This is a genomic window from Winogradskya consettensis (genome assembly GCF_018332715.1).
Taxonomy (GTDB): Bacteria; Actinomycetota; Actinomycetes; order Mycobacteriales; family Micromonosporaceae; genus Actinoplanes; species Actinoplanes consettensis.
Genome location: NZ_BOQP01000008.1, coordinates 655,983 through 676,390, shown reverse-complemented (window position 1 = coordinate 676,390; position 20,408 = coordinate 655,983). Strand labels below are relative to the sequence as shown.

Below are 20,408 nucleotides of genomic sequence, written 5' to 3'. Positions count from 1 at the left end.
CGGTCGAGACCACTTTTCTCCGGTCAAAGCCCCGCTTTTCCTGGCAACCGATTGCCATGTTCGCCGGGAAGTACGCGGCTGCCGATCGCCTCGGTGATGGCGTGGGCGGTCTCGACGAAGGACTCTGCCTGCTGCTGCGACAGGTTCCGGACGGAGGTCTGTTCCAGGGACTGCCACAGGGCCGTGACGGGCTCGCGCATCGCCCGGCCCTTGTCGGTGAGGTGGACCACCATGACGCGCCGGTCATGGGCGGCCGGCTCGCGGATGACCAGGCCGGCGTCCTGCATGCGGCGCAGCGCCTTGGAAATGGTGGAGTGGTCCACGCCGAGGCGTTCGAGCAGTTCGGACTGGGACTGGCCGTCCCGGTCAAAAAGGTGCATCAGCAGCAGCTCCTGCCCGGGATGCAGGTCCATCGCGCGCAGCAGGGTGGCGGCGTAGGAGCGGTGGGCGCGGGCGAGTTGGAAGATCGCGTAGCTCATCGGTCCTGCGCCGGCCGTCGTGGGGATGCGGGGTTCGGGGGTGGCCATGGTTCGGTTCCTCATGAGGCGGCAGGTGGTCGGGGAGGCGGCGGCGGGCGTGCTCAGTCGACGGTCAGGACGAGCTTGCCCCGCACGTGTCCGGCATCGCTGACCAGTTGGGCGGTGGCCGCCTCACCGAGCGGATAGGCGGTGACGGTGACGACGAGCTTGCCGGCCGCGGCGTCCTGGGCCACGGCGGCCAGCTGGACGGCGGAGTGTTGCGGGGACCCCTGGGAGAAGGTGATGCCCAGTTGCCGTGCACCGAAGTCGGCGATGGTGACGATGCGCCCGGTACCGCCCCGCAGAGTGATGGAGTCCTCGAGAGCTCCCTTCCCGGCCAGGTCGAACACCGCGTCCACACCGTCCGGGGCCAGCGCCCGCACCCGCTCGACCAGGCCATCGCCGTAAAGAGTCGCGGAGGCGCCGAGCGATGTGAGGTAGTCCTGGTTGGCGGTGCCCGCGGTGGCGATCACCCGTGCGCCGCGGGCCGTGGCGAGCTGGATCGCCAGGGTTCCGACCGCTCCGGACGCGCCGTGCATCAGCACGGTCTCGCCGGCAGTCACCCCGAGCCGGTGTCCGACCAGCCCAGCACCTCATCGCCGACCCCCACCTCGCTCACACCCTCACCGAGGGCGTCCACCACACCTGCGAGCTCGGCACCGGGGACGGCGGGGAAGGCCGTCGCGCGGACGGCCGCCATCGCTCCAGAGCGGATCTTGCCGTCCAGCGCGTTCAGCCCGACGGCCTTCACCCGGATCCGGACCTGGCCGGGGCCGGGCTGCGGGACCTCAACATTCGCCTCGTGCAGTACGTCCGGGCCGCCGAACCGGTCAAAAACGATTGCTCTCACGATGACTCCTCAGCCTGCCACACCATTTATGTGGCTAGACACCTAACGTAACGGAGATGTGTGGCTGGCCAAGTATCTAGTGGTACGCCTCTCCCGGTTGCTTGCGCAGGGGCGCTAGAAAGAACACCGTGCGAACAGGGCGATGGGTGGCGGCAGGATTGCTGGGCGTGGTGGCGGTTGCCGCGGGGATGACGCCCGCGTCAGCGTCCGAGCCGGTGGTGCTCCTGCCCCTGGGGGCGTCGATCACCCACGGGTACGGCTCGACGGACGGCAACGGCTACCGCGGGGTCCTCTACGAGCGGCTCACCCGGGAGGCCGGCCTCAGCGTCGACTTCGTCGGCTCGCAGCGCTCCGGCACCGCCCCGGACCCCGACCACGAGGGCCATCCGGGCTGGCGCATCGACCAGATCGCGGCCCGGGCCGACGGCTGGCTGGCCACCTATCACCCGGACATCGTGGTCATGCATCTCGGCACCAACGACATGATCCAGGACTACCGGTCGGCGACGGCCCCCGATCGCGTCGTCGCGCTCGCCGACCACATCGTGGCCGCCGACCCGGGCGTGACCGTCTACGTGTCGTCGCTGGTCTGCAGCTCCGTCCCGGCGGTGAACGCCCGCATCGACGCCTTCAACGCCCGGCTGCCCGCGCTGGTGGCCGGTCACTACGGCGTGGTCTACGTCGACCAGCACGCCGTGATGACCGCCGCCGATCTCAGCGACCAGGTCCACCCGACGGACCACGGCTACCACAAGATCGCCGACGCCTGGTACGACGCCATCGTCGCGCGTCGTTAAGGGTGGACCGGATGGAATCCGAAGGGGAGCTCCAGGCGATGCGCGTGCAGCAGGGTCTCGTCCGCCAGGATCTCGGCGGTGGGACCGTCGGCGACGATCCGGCCACCGTCCAGGATCACCGAACGGGCACACAGCTGCATGGCGTACGGCAGGTCGTGCGTGACCATCAGCACCGTCACGGGCAGCGTCCGCAGGATCTCGGCGAGCTCCCGCCGGCTCGCGGGGTCCAGGTTGGACGACGGTTCGTCGAGCACCAGCAGATCGGGCCGCATCGCGAGCACCGTTGCCACCGCGACCCGTCGGCGCTGGCCGAACGAAAGGTGGTGGGGCACCTGATCGCGGTGCGCGGCCATGCCGACAGCCTCGAGGGCCTCGTCGACGCGGGTGGTGAGCTCCGCACCGCGTACGCCCAGGTTGGCCGGGCCGAAAGCCACGTCCTCCGCGACCGTGGGCATGAAGAGCTGGTCGTCAGGGTCCTGGAAGACGATCCCGACCCGGCGGCGGATCTCGCTCAGCCGGGCCCGGTCACCGCCGTCCACCAGTAACCCGCCGACCTCGACGCTGCCCGCACCGCCGTGCAGGATGCCGTTCAGATGCAGCACCAGGGTGGTCTTGCCGGCGCCGTTCGGCCCGAGCAGCGCCACCCGCTCACCCTCGGCGACGGACAGGTCGACGCCGCGCAGCGCCACACTGCCGTCGGGGTAGGCGAACGTCAGCCCGCTGATGGACAGGCTCACCGCAGGACCGCTGTCACCGCGATGGCCGCGGCCGCCACCGGGAGCACCGCCGACTGCGCCCATTGCGCGGCCGTCGCGCCGCCCGCGTCGGGCCGGGGCAACCGCCCGTCGTAGCCACGCGACACCATTGCCAGGTAAACCCTTTCACCACGTTCGTACGCCCGCAGGAACAGCGACCCGACGCTCACCGCGAACGCCCTGACCTGCCACAGGAACCTCGGATCGTAGCCCCGCGACAGCCGCGCGATCCGCATCCGCCGCGCGTCGTCGGCGAGGATGTCGAGATAGCGCAGCATGAACGTCGCGATCTGGGTGAACACCGCCGGGCAGCGCAACCGGTCGAGCCCGACGATCAGGTCACGCATCGTGGTCGACGCGGCGAGCAGCAGCGACGCCACCACCCCGAGCGTGCCCTTCGCGACGATGTTCCACGCGCCGTAGAGCCCGTCCACCGACAGCGACATCCCCAGCCAGCCGACCCGCTCGCCGTGCCCCGCGAACGGCAGGGCAACGGCGAGAAGGACAAACGGAAGCTCGATCGAGGCGCGCTTGGCCAGCCATTTCATCGGTACGCCCGCCGCGCCGGCAACCACCGCCAGCAGCACCGCATACCCGCCGAAGGCCCACAACTCCTCGCGCGGGGTCGCCACCACCACGACGGTGAACAGCAACGTCGCGAGGATCTTCACCTCCGGCGCGAGCCGGTGCACCGGACCGGACCGGTCGAGATACAGCGGATGTGCGTGCCCGGCTCCCATCAGGTGTTTGCTTCCTCGGGGCTCTTACGTTTGCGGGCGAGCCAGAACACGCCGCCGCCGATGCCGAAGGTGAGCAGCACACCCAGAACCCCGGAGAGTCCGGTCGACAGCCATTCGTTGTCGATGCCCCGGATGCCGTAACCGGCGAGCGGGCTGCCGTCCATCTGATGGCCCTGCTCCTGCTGGAGCATGCAGGTGCCGCCGGTGATCTCGTCATCGGCATCGAACGTGCAGCCCTGCCGCGCCGTCGCGTCGAGCCCGTCCGGGCTGCCCGAGGCGAAGTTGCTGACCACCCCGGCCAGCAGCAGCGCGACCAGCAGCCCGCCGGCGAGGAACCATCCGAGTCGCTTGCTCATGAGGCATCAGCCATCTCTACTGCGGGAACGGTCTTGCGGTAGCGGCGCAGCGCGTACACCAGGTCGGGGCGGACCCGGGCGACGGTGGCGACCGTTGTCGCGGCGATCAGGCCCTCACCGAGACCGATCAGCACGTGTACGCCGGCCATCGTCCCGGCGATCGTGGTCATCGACAGCTGGGTCGTGCCGCCCAGCCAGTACTCGAGGACGAAGCCCTGCGACGCGACGACCACGCCGACCACCGACGCGATGAACGCGGTCGCGCCGACGCCGCCCGGCGTCTTCGGCAGGAACCGCATCAGCGCGGCGACCAGCAGGTAACCGGCGGCGGTGCCGATCAGCGCCATGTTGGTGATGTTCAGCCCCAGGGCGGTGAGCCCGCCGTCCGCGAACAGCAGGCACTGCACGATCAGCACGGTGGAGACGCAGAGCGCACCGACCCACGGCCCGACCAGGACCACGGCGAGCGCGCCGCCGAGCAGGTGCCCGGACACGCCCGGCAGAACCTGGAAGTTGAGCATCTGCACCGCGAAGATGAACGCGGCGACCAGCCCCGCCATCGGCGCCAGCCGGTCGTCGAGGTCGGCCCGCGCCCGCCACACGCAGAACGCGAGCGCCAGCACGGCGAGGACGGCGAACAGTGCCGACACCGGCCCGTCCACGATCCCGTTGGCGATGTGCATCGCCTGAACGTCGTCCATCGATTCCTCCCCAGGAACGCGCCACGGTCCCTCGCAGCATATTGGCCAACGTGTGTAGTTGCACAGTATTGGCAATTGAGCCGCTTCTGCGACGGCGCGCGGGATTCACGAAGTGATGATCATCTCCAGCCGCCGCTCGAACCGGCTCCGGCGCGGGTCGTCGGTGATCGGCAACCCCGAGTCGTGCCACGGCTCCCCGGTCATCAGGCGCAGCACCGCGTGCTCATCGCCGGTCGCGGTGGACCGCACTTGCCGGGCACAAAGCAGAGGCCCGGTCGTCGACGACGACCGGGCCCTGCGGGTGGTGCTGGTTACTTGGTGCCCACGAGGGCCTGGGCGCGCTCCGGCCAGGTGTTGATGGTCGGGGCGAGCCGCATGCCGGCCGTTGAGATCATCGTGCGCAGGGTGGCCACGTCGGTGTTCGCGAGCTCCGCGAACGTCGTGATGCCGCCGGCCGCCAGGGCCATCGCCATCTTCGGGCCGATGCCGGCGATCTTGGTCAGATCGTCGGGCTCGTGCGTGAGGATCTCGTGCGGCTCGCCGGTCGTCTGCTCCACGGCGGGGGCAGCGGCCTGGGCGGGGATCACGACCGGCTCGGGCTCCGCGAACGGCTCCGGTGCCGGCTCCGTGAACAGCGCGGGCTCGGCAACCGGCTCGGCAACCTGCTCGGGTTCGGTCGCGGCGATGGGCGCGACCGGCTCGGCCTCCGTGATCGCGACGGTTTCGGTCTCGACGATGAGAACCGGCTCCGTCTCGGTCTCCACCACGGAGACGGTTTCCGTCTCCGCTACCAGAATCGGCTCGGACCCGGTCTCCACGAGGGTGACCGTGTCCGTCTCCGCGACGACAACCGGGTCCGGCTCCGGCTCGAAGGCCGGCTCCGGTTCCGTGACGTCGGCCGGTGCCGGCTGACCGGCGGCGACGGGCTCCACGATGGGCTCCCCGGCGACCGGTGCGGTCGTGCTGAGGGGCTCGGCGAAGGGCTCGGCGGCCGGCTCCGGGTCGGAGACGGCGGCGTCGGCGGCGGGACTCGGGTCGGGGATCGGCTCGGCGGCCGGCGGGGTCGCCGGTGCCGACGTGCCGGCGGGAACGGCCGGGGCGGATTTCCTGCCCCAGATGAGCCAGCCGGCGATCACCCCGACCACGAGCCCGCCGACGAGGGAAAGGACTGATGCCACGGCATGCCTCCGGACGGCTTCGGGTGAAGTTGTAGCGCGCATCATAGGGGAGAGCTGCGTCGCCACGTTCACGCACCGCCGATCCGTTGTGTCACACCACAGCGACCCGGGTTCCGGTGAAGTCCGGTTCGGCCACCGGTCGGCCGAAATGGTAGCCCTGCGCGAGCCGGTACCCGAGCCGGTGGAGCTCCGCTGCCTGTTCCGCTGTCTCTACCCCCTCGGCGACCGCCATCAACCCCAAACCGTTACTGACTTGGATCAATGCGGTGGCGATGACCGCGTGCCGACCGGCCATCGTGATCCCGTCCACGAATGATTTATCCACTTTGAGCATGTCGACCGGGATCGTCTGCAACAGCCCCAGCGACGAGTGTCCCGTGCCGAAGTCGTCGAGCGCGATCTTCACGCCCAGCTCGTGCAGGTCCTTGACCGTCTGCACGGTCTGACCGCCGCCGAACACCGCGGTCTCGGTCACCTCGACGATCAGGTGCCGGGCGCCGAGACCGGTCCACGCCAGCACCGAGGCGACCACGTCGGCGAAGCCCGGCTCGGCCAGCTGGCGCGCGGAAACGTTGACAGACATACGTTCCGGCGCTGCCTCGCCCAGCTCGTTACGCCACATGACGGCCTGCGCACACGCCGTACGCAGAACCCACGCACCCAGCTCCACGATCAGCCCGTTCTGCTCGGCGACCGGGATGAACTCGACCGGACTGACGAAGCCGCGCGTCGGATGATCCCATCGGACCAGCGCCTCCACCGACACGATCCGCCCGTCGGGAAGCGAGACGATGGGCTGGTAGACGACCCGGAACTGACCGGTGTCCAGAGCGGCGCGCAGCTCCGCCGCGAGCAGCGCGTGCTCGCCCGCGACCACGTCCAGCTCGCTGTGATGACGGCGGTGCCGCACCCCGGCGTGCTTCGCCGCGTACATCGCGACGTCCGCGCGCCGCAGCACCTCGCCCGCGTCGCCGGTGTCCGCGCCGTCGGCGGTGCCGATGCTCGCACCGATGAGCAGCTCGTGCCCGGCGACCTCGATCGGCCGGTCCAGTTCCGCGCAGATCCGCGCGACGACACCGTCCATGCCGTTGCCCACCAGCACGGCGAACTCGTCACCGCCCATCCGTGCGACGAGACCACCGTCGTTGCCGAGCGCCGCCGCCAGCCGCTGCGCCACCACAGTCAGCAGCCGGTCACCGATCGCATGCCCGAGCCGGTCGTTGACGTCCTTGAAGCCGTCCAGGTCGAGCATCGCGACCTGCGGGCTCCCGGTGGCCACCGCCACTTCGAGCCGTTCCTCGAAGACCCGCCGGTTCGGCAGCCCGGTCAGCGCGTCGTGCAACGCGAGATCCTCCAGCTGCACGGCCTGGGACTGCACCTGCGACACGAAGCCGACGAGCCGCGCCATCACCAGCAGCACCAGCAGCGTCGAGCCGATCCCGACCGCGAGCCAGTCCACGTGGTCCGGTGCCCGCCCACCCTCGACGAACAGGACCACGGGCACGAGCATCGTCGCCGCCGCGGGCATCGCCAGCCTGCGGGATCCGGTGCGCTCCGGGCCGGCATCGGGCGTACGCGACGAGGAGTGCACAGCCGCACCCGCCCAGCAGATGTACGTGCAGACGAACGCCCCGTAGACAAGAGCGCCGTACTGGGCCAGCAACCCGGGGAAGAGCGTGTACACGACATTGCCCGGCAGGACCGTCACGCAGCCCATGGCGAGCATCCACCCGCTCGGGCTGCGCCGCCCGGCCCGGACGATCAGCGGCAGCACCGCGGCGAGCATCAGCACGCTGGCCGTCGGGTACCCGATCGTCGCGATCCGGCCCAGCAGCGGCAGCGAGGTGTCACCGGCGATGGGCCCGATCACGAACACCCAGTAGACCAGCCCCAGCCCGGTGATGCTCACCCCGGCGTCGATCAGCCGCGACCAGCCGGCCCGCCGGCCGCGGGCGAGCCGGAACAGGGCGAAGACGAAGAAGGGGTACGCGCACAGGTACGAGGCGTCCGCCCACGACGGGTACGGCTGATAGCCCAGCAGATGCGAGTTCGCGGCGTACGCGATGTCCCCGGTCGCCCAGAACACGTGACCCGCCGCGAACACGAGCCACGCCAGGGGATCGGGCGGCCTGTTACGGCGTACCCCGAGAATTGTCACCAGAGCGGCCAGATAGCCGACCGCAGCCGAGAACGCGGCCGGAACCGCCCCCGATGGCAGCGTCAGATAGACGAGGCAGCCGGCCAGACCCAGCACCGGCCAGATCGCCCACCATCGGTCCGCGATTCTCCGCACAGTCCTGCTGTTCGGCGCCCTTGACCTTCTCTTGAGGTATTCCACCCCCCCTCAGAGCCCGCCGGCCGCCACCGTCAGCGCCGCGAGCCCCGCCACCGCGTCAAGATCGACCCGATCCGCCGCGGTGTCCCAGCTCGGCGAACTGAACGTCCCACCCGCCGCCACCCCGGAATGCGTCAACCCGTCCAGCACCACCTGCCCGGCCCCACGCCCCACCCGCACCCGCACCGGCACGTCCGCCGCGGTCCGCACATCCAGCAGACTGACCCCACCCGACATCCGCACGTTCAGCGTCCCGTCCGGCGGCGGCAGCACCAGACTGATCCGGGTGGCCCCACCGCTGAGATCCACCCCGCCGACCCGCCCTCCACTGAGATCGATGACGCTGCTGTCAGCACCCCCACCGACCCGCAGATCCCACCGCACCCGCGAACTCAGCGTGATGTCGACCGCCTCCGCATCCCCGGCCATCCGCACCTGAACCCGCCCGTCCCGCTCCTCACTGAGCGGCACAGCCGCCTGCCCCACAGGCGTACTGACCCGATAGAGCCCATCCCCGAGATCAGCCGTCCGAAGCGTCACACTCCGAGCCCCATCCACCAGATCAAATCCCGCCACGGTACGCCCGGAGCGCACCCCTTCCACCACATGCGCCCCAGCCACGTTGCCAGGCTGCCCGCCCGCACCGTCCCCCCGCTGCTGCCCGCTCTGCTGCCCTGCCTGCTGTCCGGCTTGCTGGTCGCTCTGCTGCCCGGCTTGCTGCCCGCTCTGGCTTCCCGCCCCCGGCTGGCCCGCGCCGTTCTGCTGGCCCGCGGCACCCTGCCTGCCCCCACCAGCCGCAGCAGGCGGAGCCCACTGCCTGCTGTCCGCCCCGGAGCCCTCCCCGCCGTGCCCCACCACGACAACCGCAACCCCGGCCAGCACCAGCGCAACAGCCACAACACCCGCCCCGACCAGCCACCGCCGCCCCGGCCCGCCGTCCCCGGCAGCCTCCTCGCTCCGGTCCACCACCCGGCCATCATCCGCATGCGGCGTCCCCGGCAGAAGCCACCCGGCGTCCCCATCCCCGCCGTCACCCTCACGATCAAACGTCCCCGCACCGTCCAGCGGCCGCGGGTTGATACCGATCGCCCTTGTGCTGTCGCGGCCCGCGAGCTCGCTGTCCGCGGCGTCGAGGCTGCCGTTCGCGTCACCGGCCGCCCGACCACTGACGAACACCGGCGTGGCCTCCCACCTCGCCGCCTCGACATCCACGGACTCACCGACGCGTGCCGCTGCGCCGGTTCCCGCATGAGGCGACGCAGCCGTTCCCGTTCCGCCGTCCGGCCTGCCCGTCTCCGCGTAGGGGACTGCGCCCGGCTCACCCAAGGAACCCGACGATGACGCGTCAAGGTCGTCGCCGAACGCGGAGGCCGCAGCGACAAGCCGCGACGCCTGCCCCGTCCGTGACGCCTGCCCCGTCCGTGACGCCTGCCCCGTCCGCGACGCCTCGGTCTGTGACGCCTCGGTCCACGACGGCCAGGCACCCGACGACATCAGCGGCCCGGCGGCAGGCGGTGGTTCCATCGGAAGACCAGCCATTCCCCCGGCCGCCCCAGCTGCCCCGGTCGCCCAGGCTGTCCCGGACGTTCCGGCCGATTCGGTCGTCCCGGCCGCCGGGGGAGCGCTCTCCCCGACCGTGGCCTCAGCCGACCCGGCTTCTCGTGATGTCCCAGCTGACCCGGATCCGCGTTCCCCGCCGGCAGCCCCGGCTCCGGGTTCTCCGCCGGCCACTGCAGACCCACTTTCCCCGCCGACCGCCTCAGACCCGCCGACCGCCTCAGACCCGTCTCTCCCGTCGGCTGACCCGAGCCGGTCTTGCCCGTCGGGTGAGCCGAATCCGCCTTGCCCGGTGGCTGCGGGTTGTGTGGCAGCCGGCGTGGTGGGGTTCCTGGCGGCGGGGGGTCTTCCGGCCCGGGGATCGTCAGGGTGTCCGTCCACCGAGCGCTCCGGCGCCGGCGTCCGGTCGGCAAGGGGAGGGTCTGCCTCCTGGGGATCCGGGGTGGAGGACCTGTGATTGGTCAAGGCCATGGAGAGGGCGGCCTGGGCCAGGGTGGGGCCGTTCCAGCCGGGCTTGCGGGCCTTGATGACGGGGAGTTCGGCGGTGGGTTCCTCCTCCGGGCGGGGGGTGTCGGCCGGGGGCCAGTCGGGGTGCGGGTCGGACTCGGGAAGTGCAGGCATGGTGTTGCCTCCAGGTCGGGTGCCAACCACGGGTACGGGCGGGAGCGCTCAGCGGTCGGGTTCCGGCGGAAAATTGCGGGGCATGCATCTTTGCGGGGCGCGCAAGTTCGGGTAGGGTGGGGGCATGGGGCTGCGGGAATCCAAGAAGGTGGCGACGCGGGCGGCGCTGAGTTGGGCGGCGATCCGGCTCACCGTGGAGCGCGGGTACGACGAGGTCAAAGTGGAGGACATCGCGGCGGCGGCGGGGGTGTCTCCGCGTACGTTCAACAATTATTTTTCGAGCAAGGCGGAGGCGATCGCGGCCCGTCAGCTCGACCGGTTCCTGGAGGTCTCCGCCGAGCTGCGGCGCCGGCCGCCGGGGGAGTCACTCTGGACGGCGATCACGGCGGCGGCGATGGCCCAGTTCCAGCCGGGCCCCGAGGTGCTCGCACATCCCGTGCCCGACCAGCTCCAATGGACCGTCGGCCTGCGCCTGATGATGGCCGAGCCGGTCCTGCAGGGCGAGCTCCTGCGCGCCGGCGCCGTCGCGGAGGCCGAGCTGGCCGCCGCCATCGCCGAGCGCACCGGCACCGACGTCAAACACGACTTCTACCCGAACCTCGTCGCGGCCACCGTCACAGCGATCAACGCGGCCACCGTGGCCTTCTACCTCCGCGCCGACCCACCGGTCCGCATGGACACCCTGCTCCCCGAAGCCTTCACCCGAGCCGCAGCCGGCCTCCCACCACCCACCTGACCCCCGAAGCCGCCGCTCGCCTGACCTTGAGAACGGCGCAGCCGACCTTCCGCCGCCCACCCGAACTGAGTACGCCGCAGCTGACCTCCCGTTGCGTGCCCGTCTGACCAGAGCTCGCCGCCGCCTGCCTGAGAGCGAAAGACTGCAGGCACAACAAATCGTGCGTAACCAAGAGTGACCAGCGTGGCACCGAGGTCGCGAGCAGTGGTGGGATGTTGCGCCCAAGCCCGGGATGCCGCAATTTCTCAAGTCCTCGGCTGTCAAACGCGGTCAATCATTTCCGCGCCTGAAACACACAATCTCCGGCCGATCCCGCATCCACTCAGGCCATTCGCACCGACCAGCTCCTCGCACCGACCGCCCAAGGCCCGGGCTCGACCGGCGAAGCCCGGGCGGGGGCTCGATCAGCGGCCACGCCGCGCTGTCCCCGGACCGATCTGACCAGTAACTGCCGCCCGGCTGGTGCCGGGCCGATGACCCATGCCCTCCGAAAGGGGTTTTGTCATGATTGACGTAGTGATTGCCGGCGCCGGACCGAACGGTCTGATGCTGGCCTGCGAGCTTGCCCTGGCCGGCGTCCGCCCCGTGGTCCTGGAACGACTGACCGGCCCGACCACCGAGCAGCGCGCGAACGGCCTCGTCGGCCAGGTGGTCCGCGTGCTGGATCGCCGGGGTCTTTACGAGCGCCTGGTGCAGGCAGACGGCCCGCCTACCCCGGCGGAGGGTTTCATCTTCGGGGCGTTCCCGCTGGACCTGCGTGGCGTACCGAAGAACGATGTGTTCACGGTGATGGTGCCGCAGCGGCGGATCGAGGCGATGCTGACCGGGCGGGCGGCTGAGCTGGGCGTCGAGATCCTGCGGGACCACGAGGTGGTGGGGCTGGAGCAGGGCGAGAAGTCCGTCGTCGTACACATCATGGGCCGTGAGCCGATCGAGGCCGCGTACCTGGTGGGGGCGGATGGTGGGCGCAGTGCCGTGCGGAAGCTCGCGGGGATCGGGTTCCCCGGGGTGACCACCGATACGTCGGTGTGGTTGTCCGGGCATGTGAGCGTTCCCGACGGGATGGTCGCGCAGGATGGCGGGCTGATCATCGAGGGGTACGGAAAGGTGCCGCCGTTCCAGCACACGCGTACCGATCATGGGGTGATCACGTGGGCGCCGGGGCAGGTGCCGATGCTCAACACCGCGGAGTGGGATCGCACCGACAAGCCGGAGGCGTCGCTCGGGGAGCTGGCGGCCAGTGCGAGCCGGGTTGTCGGGGTGCCGGTGACGCTCGGGCCGCCGGCCGGGCCGGGGCCGCATCTGATGCGCCGGCTCGAAGGGGGTAACACGCGGCTGGCGGAGCGGTACCGGGAAGGGCGGGTGCTGCTGCTCGGGGATGCCGCGCACGTGCATTCCGCGATCGGGGGGCCGGGGCTCAATCTGGGGCTGCAGGACGCGGTCAATCTCGGCTGGAAACTCGCGGCGGCGGTGCTGGGTAAGGCCAGGGAAGGACTGCTCGACACGTACGAGTCGGAGCGCCGGCCTGCCGCTGCGAGGGTGACCATGCACACCCAGGCGCAGTCCGTCCTGATCGGACCCGGTGCCGAGGTGACCGCGCTGCGGGAGTTGTTCGGTGAGCTGATGACGATGCCGTCGACCCGCAAACACATCGCGGACCTGATGGCCGGGACCGATGTCGTCTACGACATGGGCCCGGCGGAAGGTCCCCTGGTCGGCCGGCTCGCCCCCGATTTTCCCGGGTTGCGGGAGCTGACCCGGCCGGGTCGCCCCCTGTTGATCGACCCGGCCGGGAACCTGACGCCGGGACCGTTCGCCGGCCGGGTGGACACGGTCGGGGCGGGAGAAGGGGCGGGAGCGGCCCCGGCGGGGATGCTGGTGCGGCCCGACGGCTATGTCGCCTGGCAGGGCGACACCACCGACGGGCTCCAGGAGGCGTTGAGCTACTGGTTCGGGAGGCCGTGACCGTACGCGAAGAGCGGGTCCACGGTGTCGTTCGGCACGTCCTCGCGGGAGGCCTCGACGGCCGCCATCGACGACGGGAGCTCGAACGGCAGCGTGCCCGTGGCGGGGAAGCGGCCGAACAGGATGTCCAGCAGGGCCTCGTCGCTCGCGCCGAACGTACCGGTCAGCGCCCGGGTCGCCGGGAGCAGCGCGGTGAGCACCGCCGGGCGGTCCAGCATCACGTCGACCACGGTGGGCACCTCGGCCGCGACGGACAGCACCGGGGCGAGCTCGTCGGCGGTCCAGTCGAGACGGCCGGCGTGGAAGAACGCTTCGAAACCGCCGCCGCGCTGCTCGTACGGTGCGGTGCGCCGCACGATCGCGACGTCCGCCTCCGCCGGGGTGTCGACGACCTTGGCGTAGCGGGCGGCGACGGCGGGGTCGACGCCGTCGAGGTAGACGGTGGTGCCCTCGGCGAGCGGGAGCAGCGACTCGTTCTGCAGGACGACGACCGACTTGCGCTGGGCATCGAGACCGGCGTCGAGGAACTCGGGAGTGCCGACGCTGCCCGCGACGGCGGTGGCGTCGACGAACCGGCGGTCGTCGAACAGGCCCAGTCGGAACTTGTCGCGCAGGATCCGGCGTACCGAAAGATCGATGCGTGAGGTGGAGATGCGGCCGTCCTGGACGAGCTCGATGATCAGTTCCGGGCAGTATTCGCCGCCGAGTTGGTCGGCACCGGCGTTGATGATCTTCTCGACGCGCTGGACGCGGGAGAGGCTCTCGACGCCCCAGGCGCGGGCGGGCATCGGGGAGCCCATGACGTTGTCGGCGTCGGTGACCAGGCCCCAGTCGGTGCAGACCACGCCGTCGAAGCCGTAGTGGTCGCGCAGCAGGCCCTGGATGACCTCGCGGTTGAAGCCGAAGCCGACCTCCTCGTACTCGGTGCCGACCGGCATCCCGTAGTAGGGCATGACCTGCGCGACCCCCGAGGCGAACGCCGCCTCGAACGGCTTGAGGTGCAGGTCCCACTGACCACCGGGATAGATCTGCTCCCGCCCGTACGGGAAGTGTGCGTCCTCGCCGTTCATCTGCGGCCCGGCACCGGGGAAGTGCTTGACCATCGCGGCGACGCTGTCATCTCCGAGACAAGCGCCCTGGAAACCCTCGACATACGCCTTGATCAGCGAGGACACCACGTCGGCGTCGGAGCCGAGGGTGCCGCTCGTGCGGGCCCAGCGCGGCTCGGTGGCCAGGTCGGCCATCGGGTGCAGCGCGACCCGGATGCCGACGGCGAGGTATTCGCGCCGGGCGACGTCGGCGAAGCGCCGCATCACCTCGGGGTCCTTGATCGCGCCGAACCCGATCGGCTCGGGCCACAGCGAGAAGCCGCCCGCCGCCGCGCTGGTCGCCGGGTTGTCGAGCACGCCGTGCCGCGGATCGGTGGAGACTGTGACGGGGATGCCGAGCCGGGTCCCGCGGGCGAGCTCCTGGATGCGGTTGTGCCACTCGGCGATCAGCGTCGGCGGCGTGGGCCGCAGCGTCAGGATGTTGACGTGGTTGATCAGCTTCTCGGTGACCAGCCAGGACGTCGACGGGAACATCTCGCCGGGCCCGTCCGGCTCGTGCAGGGTGCCGTCCGGGTCGACCGCGGCCATCGTGTGGAACATCAGCCCGGCCTTCTCGGCCAGGGTGAGCCGGTCCAGCAGGTCGTCGACGCGCTGGTCGACGGTCAGTTCGGGATTCTCGTACGGGTACATGGCCGGGCCTTTCAGCGAACGCCGCGGATGAAGTGGACCAGGGTGGAGCCGACGGCCGCCACGATCGCGCCGAACAGGAACAGCGCGGCGTAGTTGCTGCCGGAGCCGGCGCCGATCGCGAGGATCGGGGCGGCGATGATGGGGACGAGTGACTGCGGCAGGGCGTTGGCGATGTTCATGACGCCCATGTCCTTGGCCGCGTCGTCGGGGTTGGGCAGCACGTCGGTGGCCAGCGCCAGGTCGACGGCGAGGTAGAGGCCCTCACCGAGACCGAACACCGCAGCCGCGAAGAGGAACACGCCGTAGCTGTGGCTGAATCCGATGATCAGCAGCGCGACGACGATCACGGCGCCGGCGGCGAACACGAAGGGACGGCGGCGCCCGGTGCGGTCGGAGAGCCAGCCGCCGAAGGTCGAGCCGATCAGCATGCCGGCGGTGGTGAGCACGGTGGCGACCAGGATGGCGTCGGCGACGTTGTCCGTCGTGTAGCCGAACCGGTCGATCAGCAGGTACGCCTGGTACGACGTGAGCGACGCGATGCCCATCCAGACCAGGAAGCGGCTGAGGACGTTCCACGCGAAGTCGGGGTGCCGGCGCGGGCTGATGTAGAACGTCCGCAGGAACTCGTGGAACGTGTACCTGCCGAACGTGCCCTTCACGGCGGGCTTGTCCTTGAGGATGACCACGAGCGTGCCGACCGACAGCACCCCGATCACCGCCGGGACCATGAACATCAGGAACGTGTTGCCGGACAGCAGCGACGCGAGCCCCGTGCCGATCAGGATGGCGATCGAGGTCATCAGGCCGAGGATGCCGCCGACCCGGCCCCGCTGATGCGCGGGGATCTGATCGGGCAGCAGGGCGGTGACGGTGGCGAGTGTGGCGTTGATGCCGAGCTGCGCGAGCGCCCAGCCCGCGGTCAGCACCAGCACGCTGCTGCCGGTCGCGACGATCAGCAGTCCGATCGCGCCGAGCAGGATGCCGCCGATCAGCCACGGGCGGCGCTTGCCGAACTTCGACGTCGTGCGGTCGGACATCGCGCCGAAGAACGGGTTGCCGATCAGGGCGAGCAGCGCGCCGACCGACAGCACCGAGCTCAGCGCCGAGTTGCGGTTGTCCGGGGCGATCTCGGCGACGCGGATGGACAGCGTCACGACAACCGGGGTGAGCACCGCGACATACGTGCCCAGCTGGGCGAGCGCCATCGCGGCGATCAGCCGGGCCGGCGCGTCCGGCTTGGGGGCGGGGGTGTCCGTGGGGACGGTTCGGACCGCTGTCGCGGGGTTCAGTGTGGTCATGGCGCACCTCGATGTGACGTGGACGGGACGCCTCCCACCGGCGACCTCGTCCCTCGAAGTTATCGATCGGATTGACGCTAAACCAAGCCCAAATGACGGCTGAGTTTCCTTTGAATTAGCTATGCGTTTCGTATCCGAGCCTCCTTTTCCTGCTTCCTGGGTGGTTTGCGCGTTACATGCCAGCAGGATTAAGTCTGTTTACGTCAATAACCCAGGCGTAGGGTGGAGCCATGACGCCCCGCCCGGGCGGCCGGCGTGTGCACGTCGTGAGCCGCGACTACCTGCTCTCCATCGTCCGCGGGGCGGGGGAGCTGAGCCGCGCCGAGCTCGTCCGGCGCACCGGCATGGCCCGGGTCACCGTCAACGGCATGGTCGCGGAGCTCCTCACCGCCGGGCTGCTCGCGGAGGGCGCGGCGACCGTCGCGGCGGGTCCGGGGCGGCCCGCCCGGATGCTCACCCTGGGGCCCGCCGCCGGCTGCGTCGTGGGTGCGGTGGTCGGCGGTCCCGGCGTACGGGTGGCAGTCGCCGACCTGACCGGCGCGATCCTCGTGGAGCACGACCGTGACCTCGACACCTCCGACGTCACCGGCTCCCTCGACGCGGTCGCCGCCCTGATCCGGGACTGCGTCGCGGAGGCGGGCACCGAACGGGGCCGCATCTGGTCCACGGTCGTCGGCTTCTCGGCACCCATCGGCACCTCGACCGGCGCGATCGTCGCGAGCAGCGTCCTGCCCGGCTGGGGCGGCGTGGTCCCCGCTACCGAGCTGCAGCAACGCCTCGGGCACCGCGTCACCGTGCGCAACGACGCCGACCTGAGCCTGATCGGCGAGGTCGCCCACGGCGCGGCCGGCGGCCATCGCAACGTCTGTTACCTGCGCATCTCCACCGGCATCGGCTGTGGGCTGCTGCTCGACGGGCACGTGCACCACGGCGCGACCGGTGCCGCCGGCGAGATCGGCCACGTCCAGGTCGACGAGACCGGCGCGCTGTGCCGCTGCGGCAACCGGGGCTGCCTCGAGACGATCGCCTCACCCCGCGAGATCCTCGCGATGCTGGCCGTGACGTACGGCGAGAACCTCACCGCGGAGCGGGTCACGGAGATCGCCCGGCACGACGCCACCGCCGAGCGGGTCCTCGCCGACGCCGGGCGCATGATCGGCCGGGTGGTCGCCGACCTCGCCAACACGATCAACCCGTCGCTGGTGGTGCTGGACGGCCCGCTGATCGAACCCGAGGGCACCATCATCCAGGGCGTCCGGGAGTCGCTGCGCCGCTACGCCCAGCCGGAGGTCGCCGACACCACGGTGGTCCGGGCCAGCGCTCTCGACGGCCGCGCCCCGATCCTCGGCGCCGTCTCCGCGGCGGTCGACGCCACCCCTGCCGCCCGCGGCAGCCGCGTTTTCGACGCTGCCCCCGATGGCGCGTCCCCCACCGTGCGGGAGCGCGCTGTCCGGCGACGCATGATCACGGATCTGTTGCGTGCGCGGGGAACGGTCGAACGCAGTGACATCGTCAAGCTCACCCGGCTGCCCCGCGCGGCGGTGATCGAACTGCTCGCCGAGCTCGACCACGACGGCATCGTCGAGACCACCGCGCCGGTCGGGGAACGCCGCGCCGGCCGTCCGTCGCCCCACTTCCGGATCGCCGCGCCACCCGGACTGCTGATGGGACTCGCGCTGACCGCTTCCGGCATCCGGGCGGTCGTCACGGACGGCGCCGGCACCGTACGCCATGACGACACGGACGCCGTACCCATCGGACTGTCCGGCGCCACCCACCTGCGCCGCGCCGCCGAATTCGGCCGTGACCTGCTGCTGCGCCACGGTCATGACCTGTCGGAGTTACGGGCGGCGGCGGTGAGCGTCCCGTCGCCCGTCGACCCCACGACCGGCCGCTTCGGCGCGCGCGGCGTGCTCCCCATGTTCGCGGGCTTCAACCCGGGCGACGAGATCACGGCCGTGCTCGGCGTACCCGTCACCGTCGAGAACAACGCCGACCTCGCCGCACTGGCCGAAACCCGCCACGGCGCCGCGAAAGGTGCCCGCGACCTCCTCTACCTGCGCGCCGACCAGTACACGGGAGCCGGCATCATCGCCGGCGGCCGCATGCACCGCGGCGCGATCGGCTACGCGGGCGAGGTCGGTCATCTCAATGTCCGCGAGGTCGGCCCCTTCTGCGTCTGCGGCAGCCGAGGATGCCTCTCGGTCTATCTGTCCCCGGCCTACTTCGCCGCGCTGCTCGACAACGGCGCCGCCACCACCCGCCCGACGGAAGCCGATCTGCTCGCCCTCGCCGCGGCCGACCACCGCCCGGTCCAGCGCGCCCTCGCCGACGCCGGCCGCCTGATCGGCCGCTCGGTGGCCTCGGTCTGCAACGTGCTCAACCCGGCGGTGGTCGTCGTCGGCGGCGGCTTCGCCACGGCCGGCCCGTTCGTGGTGGACGGCGTCCGCGAGGCCCTGCTGCGGCACTGCTCCCCGAGCGCCACCGCCGGCCTGACCGTCGTCCCCACCTCCCTCGGCGCGGACGCCGAGATCCTCGGCGCGATCGAGACCCTGCTCTAGCAGATCTCCGGCGGGCCGCTCGCCGACGCGGCGGCGATGTGGAGGCTGAGCGTACTAAGCCGCGATCACCCCGGCGGCGCGCTGCGCGTCCTGGAATGCCCGCCCGGCCCGTCCCGCCTGCACCCACTGGGTTCGCTGGCGGCTTGACGCTCCGCTCCCCAGTCACGGCGGTGAGTTACCGCGCCGTTGGTGAGGTGTTCAATTCGTGGCTGCCCGGGTGGCTGACGCTTCGCAGAGAGACCCTCTGGACGAAGGACCGGCCACATTGCGTACGCGTAGAAATGCCTCTGTCGTTGCTGCCCTTGCTGTGCTCGGCCTCGGGCTGGCGTGCGCGCCCGCCTCGGCGCAGGACACGTCCACGGTCCGGATCAACGAGGTCGAGTCGAGCGGGGGCAGCCCCGGGGACTGGGTCGAGCTCGTCAACACGGGGACCGTCGCGGTCGACGTGTCGAAGTGGATCGTCAAGGACGACGACAACTCCCACTCGTACAAGATTGCTTCCGGGACGTCGCTGGGACCGGGTGCGTTCCTGGCACTGGACGTCGAATCGGCGTACGGGCTGGGCAGCGCGGATTCCGCACGGTTGTACGCCGCGGACGGCTCGACGCTCGTGGACTCCTACGCCTGGACCAGCCACGCCACCACCACGTACGGACGGTGCGCCGACGGAACCGGCGCGTTCACGACCACCGTCGCCGCGACCAGGGGTGCCGCGAACGCGTGTAGCAGCCCGTCGAGCGCCACCTGGCCGGGTGGCACCGCTGTCACCGTCGCGGACGGGTCGAACGTCTTCGGCACCAACCTCAGCGGACTGTCCTACGAGAGCGCGACCGTGCTGTGGGCCGTGCGCAACGGACCCGGCACGCTGTACCGCCTGGTGCCCAACGGCGCGACGTGGCGCCCGGACCCGGCCGGGGGCTGGGCGTCCGGCAAGACCCTGCGCTTCGCCGGCGGCAGCGGCGACCCCGACGCCGAAGGGGTGGTCGTCACGCCCGACGGCACCTTCGTCATCACCGAACGCGACAACAACGGCTCGTCCAGTGCACCGAAGATCCTGCGTTTCGACACCACGTCCACGGCGGCGACGCTGAACGCGGCCGCCGAGTGGAACCTCACCGCCGATCTTCCCGGCCTGCCCGCCAACGCCGGGCCCGAAGCCGTCTCCTGGATCCCGGACACGTTCCTGACCGCGCACGGCTTCCGCGACGAGCACACCGGCGCCGCGTACGCCCCGGCGAGCTACCCCGGGCACGGGAGCGGGTTGTTCTTCGCGGGGGTCGAGAACAACGGCATGGTGTACGCGTACGCCCTCACCCAGAGCGGCAGCGCCTACACCCGCGTCGCCACGTTCAGCAGTGGCTTCCCCGCCGTCATGGACCTGGAGTTCGAGCCGGCCACCGGTCACCTGTGGGCCGCCTGCGACGACACCTGCCAGGGCCGCACCGCGACGCTCGACCTCAACGTCCAGGGCACGTTCGCCGTCACCCGCACCGCCGACCGCCCCTCCGGCATGCCCAACTACAACAACGAGGGCTTCGCCATCGCACCCCAGTCGGCCTGCACCGGCGGCCTCAAGCCGGTCCTCTGGTCCGACGACACCAACGACGCCGGCCACGCCCTGCGCGCCGGCACCCTGACCTGCACGTCCTGAAGTATTCGCAAACACACGCTTGTGCAAGCGTACGTTTGCGTTAGGGTGGT

Annotated in this window: 16 protein-coding genes and 1 pseudogene; 5 read left to right on the top strand and 12 right to left on the bottom strand. The window is 70.9% G+C overall.

Annotation, left to right across the window (positions count from 1 at the left end; translation table 11 throughout):
* Positions 1–23: 23 nt before the first annotated feature.
* The gene (locus Aco04nite_RS11745; protein ID WP_212997219.1) at positions 24–527 is read right to left on the bottom strand and encodes a MarR family winged helix-turn-helix transcriptional regulator; all 504 of its coding nucleotides are present in this window, start codon (positions 525–527) and stop codon (positions 24–26) included.
* A gap of 53 nt (positions 528–580) precedes the next feature.
* A pseudogene (locus Aco04nite_RS50000) lies at positions 581–1,368 on the bottom strand (NADP-dependent oxidoreductase).
* A 128-nt stretch (positions 1,369–1,496) separates the two neighbouring features.
* On the opposite strand from Aco04nite_RS50000, the gene Aco04nite_RS11735 reads away from it, so the two are divergent.
* On the top strand, positions 1,497–2,165 hold the full coding sequence (locus Aco04nite_RS11735) for an SGNH/GDSL hydrolase family protein (RefSeq protein ID WP_212997218.1): 669 nt from the start codon (positions 1,497–1,499) through the stop codon (positions 2,163–2,165).
* Here Aco04nite_RS11735 and Aco04nite_RS11730 read toward each other — a convergent pair.
* The 8 genes from Aco04nite_RS11730 to Aco04nite_RS11695 form a co-directional block, all read right to left on the bottom strand.
* Positions 2,162–2,902, bottom strand: a complete 741-nt coding sequence (locus Aco04nite_RS11730) for an energy-coupling factor ABC transporter ATP-binding protein (protein ID WP_244875897.1) — start codon at positions 2,900–2,902, stop codon at positions 2,162–2,164. The genes Aco04nite_RS11735 and Aco04nite_RS11730 overlap by 4 nt on opposite strands.
* On the bottom strand, positions 2,899–3,660 hold the full coding sequence (gene cbiQ / locus Aco04nite_RS11725; RefSeq protein WP_212997216.1) for a cobalt ECF transporter T component CbiQ: 762 nt from the start codon (positions 3,658–3,660) through the stop codon (positions 2,899–2,901). Before cbiQ ends, Aco04nite_RS11730 begins: the two co-directional genes overlap by 4 nt.
* Positions 3,660–4,016: a PDGLE domain-containing protein gene (locus Aco04nite_RS11720; RefSeq protein WP_212997215.1), complete on the bottom strand. Its 357-nt coding sequence runs from the start codon at positions 4,014–4,016 to the stop codon at positions 3,660–3,662. The genes cbiQ and Aco04nite_RS11720 overlap by 1 nt, the downstream gene beginning before the upstream one ends.
* Entirely contained in the window at positions 4,013–4,717 is a 705-nt protein-coding gene (locus Aco04nite_RS11715) for an energy-coupling factor ABC transporter permease (protein WP_212997214.1), read from the bottom strand. Before Aco04nite_RS11715 ends, Aco04nite_RS11720 begins: the two co-directional genes overlap by 4 nt.
* 105 nt (positions 4,718–4,822) lie before the next feature.
* Positions 4,823–4,966 (bottom strand): hypothetical protein, encoded by a 144-nt coding sequence (locus tag Aco04nite_RS11710; protein WP_212997213.1) that lies wholly within the window; start codon positions 4,964–4,966, stop codon positions 4,823–4,825.
* A 62-nt stretch (positions 4,967–5,028) separates the two neighbouring features.
* Positions 5,029–5,895, bottom strand: coding sequence for a helix-hairpin-helix domain-containing protein (locus Aco04nite_RS11705; protein ID WP_212997212.1), 867 nt, complete (start codon positions 5,893–5,895; stop codon positions 5,029–5,031).
* Positions 5,896–5,986: 91 nt separating this feature from the next.
* Positions 5,987–8,188 carry a putative bifunctional diguanylate cyclase/phosphodiesterase gene (locus Aco04nite_RS11700; protein WP_244875896.1) on the bottom strand — a complete coding sequence of 734 codons (2,202 nt, stop codon included), beginning with the start codon at positions 8,186–8,188 and terminating at the stop codon, positions 5,987–5,989.
* Between the two features lie 51 nt (positions 8,189–8,239).
* A complete protein-coding gene (locus tag Aco04nite_RS11695) occupies positions 8,240–9,442 on the bottom strand; it encodes a hypothetical protein (protein ID WP_212997211.1) in 1,203 nt (400 codons plus the stop codon).
* 1,090 nt (positions 9,443–10,532) lie between these two features.
* On the opposite strand from Aco04nite_RS11695, the gene Aco04nite_RS11690 reads away from it, so the two are divergent.
* Positions 10,533–11,144, top strand: coding sequence for a TetR/AcrR family transcriptional regulator (locus tag Aco04nite_RS11690; protein ID WP_212997210.1), 612 nt, complete (start codon positions 10,533–10,535; stop codon positions 11,142–11,144).
* A 504-nt stretch (positions 11,145–11,648) separates the two neighbouring features.
* Positions 11,649–13,109: an FAD-dependent monooxygenase gene (locus tag Aco04nite_RS11685; RefSeq protein WP_212997209.1), complete on the top strand. Its 1,461-nt coding sequence runs from the start codon at positions 11,649–11,651 to the stop codon at positions 13,107–13,109.
* Here Aco04nite_RS11685 and Aco04nite_RS11680 read toward each other — a convergent pair.
* Positions 13,088–14,848, bottom strand: coding sequence for a glycoside hydrolase family 3 protein (locus tag Aco04nite_RS11680; protein ID WP_212997208.1), 1,761 nt, complete (start codon positions 14,846–14,848; stop codon positions 13,088–13,090). The genes Aco04nite_RS11685 and Aco04nite_RS11680 overlap by 22 nt on opposite strands.
* Positions 14,849–14,859: 11 nt before the next feature.
* Entirely contained in the window at positions 14,860–16,146 is a 1,287-nt protein-coding gene (locus Aco04nite_RS11675; protein WP_212997207.1) for an MFS transporter, read from the bottom strand.
* Positions 16,147–16,376: 230 nt separating this feature from the next.
* On the opposite strand from Aco04nite_RS11675, the gene Aco04nite_RS11670 reads away from it, so the two are divergent.
* Together Aco04nite_RS11670 and Aco04nite_RS11665 are read left to right on the top strand one after the other, a co-directional pair.
* Positions 16,377–18,707 carry an ROK family transcriptional regulator gene (locus Aco04nite_RS11670; protein ID WP_212997206.1) on the top strand — a complete coding sequence of 777 codons (2,331 nt, stop codon included), beginning with the start codon at positions 16,377–16,379 and terminating at the stop codon, positions 18,705–18,707.
* 265 nt (positions 18,708–18,972) lie between these two features.
* Positions 18,973–20,358, top strand: a complete 1,386-nt coding sequence (locus tag Aco04nite_RS11665; RefSeq protein ID WP_212997205.1) for a lamin tail domain-containing protein — start codon at positions 18,973–18,975, stop codon at positions 20,356–20,358.
* The last annotated feature ends 50 nt before the right edge of the window (positions 20,359–20,408 follow it).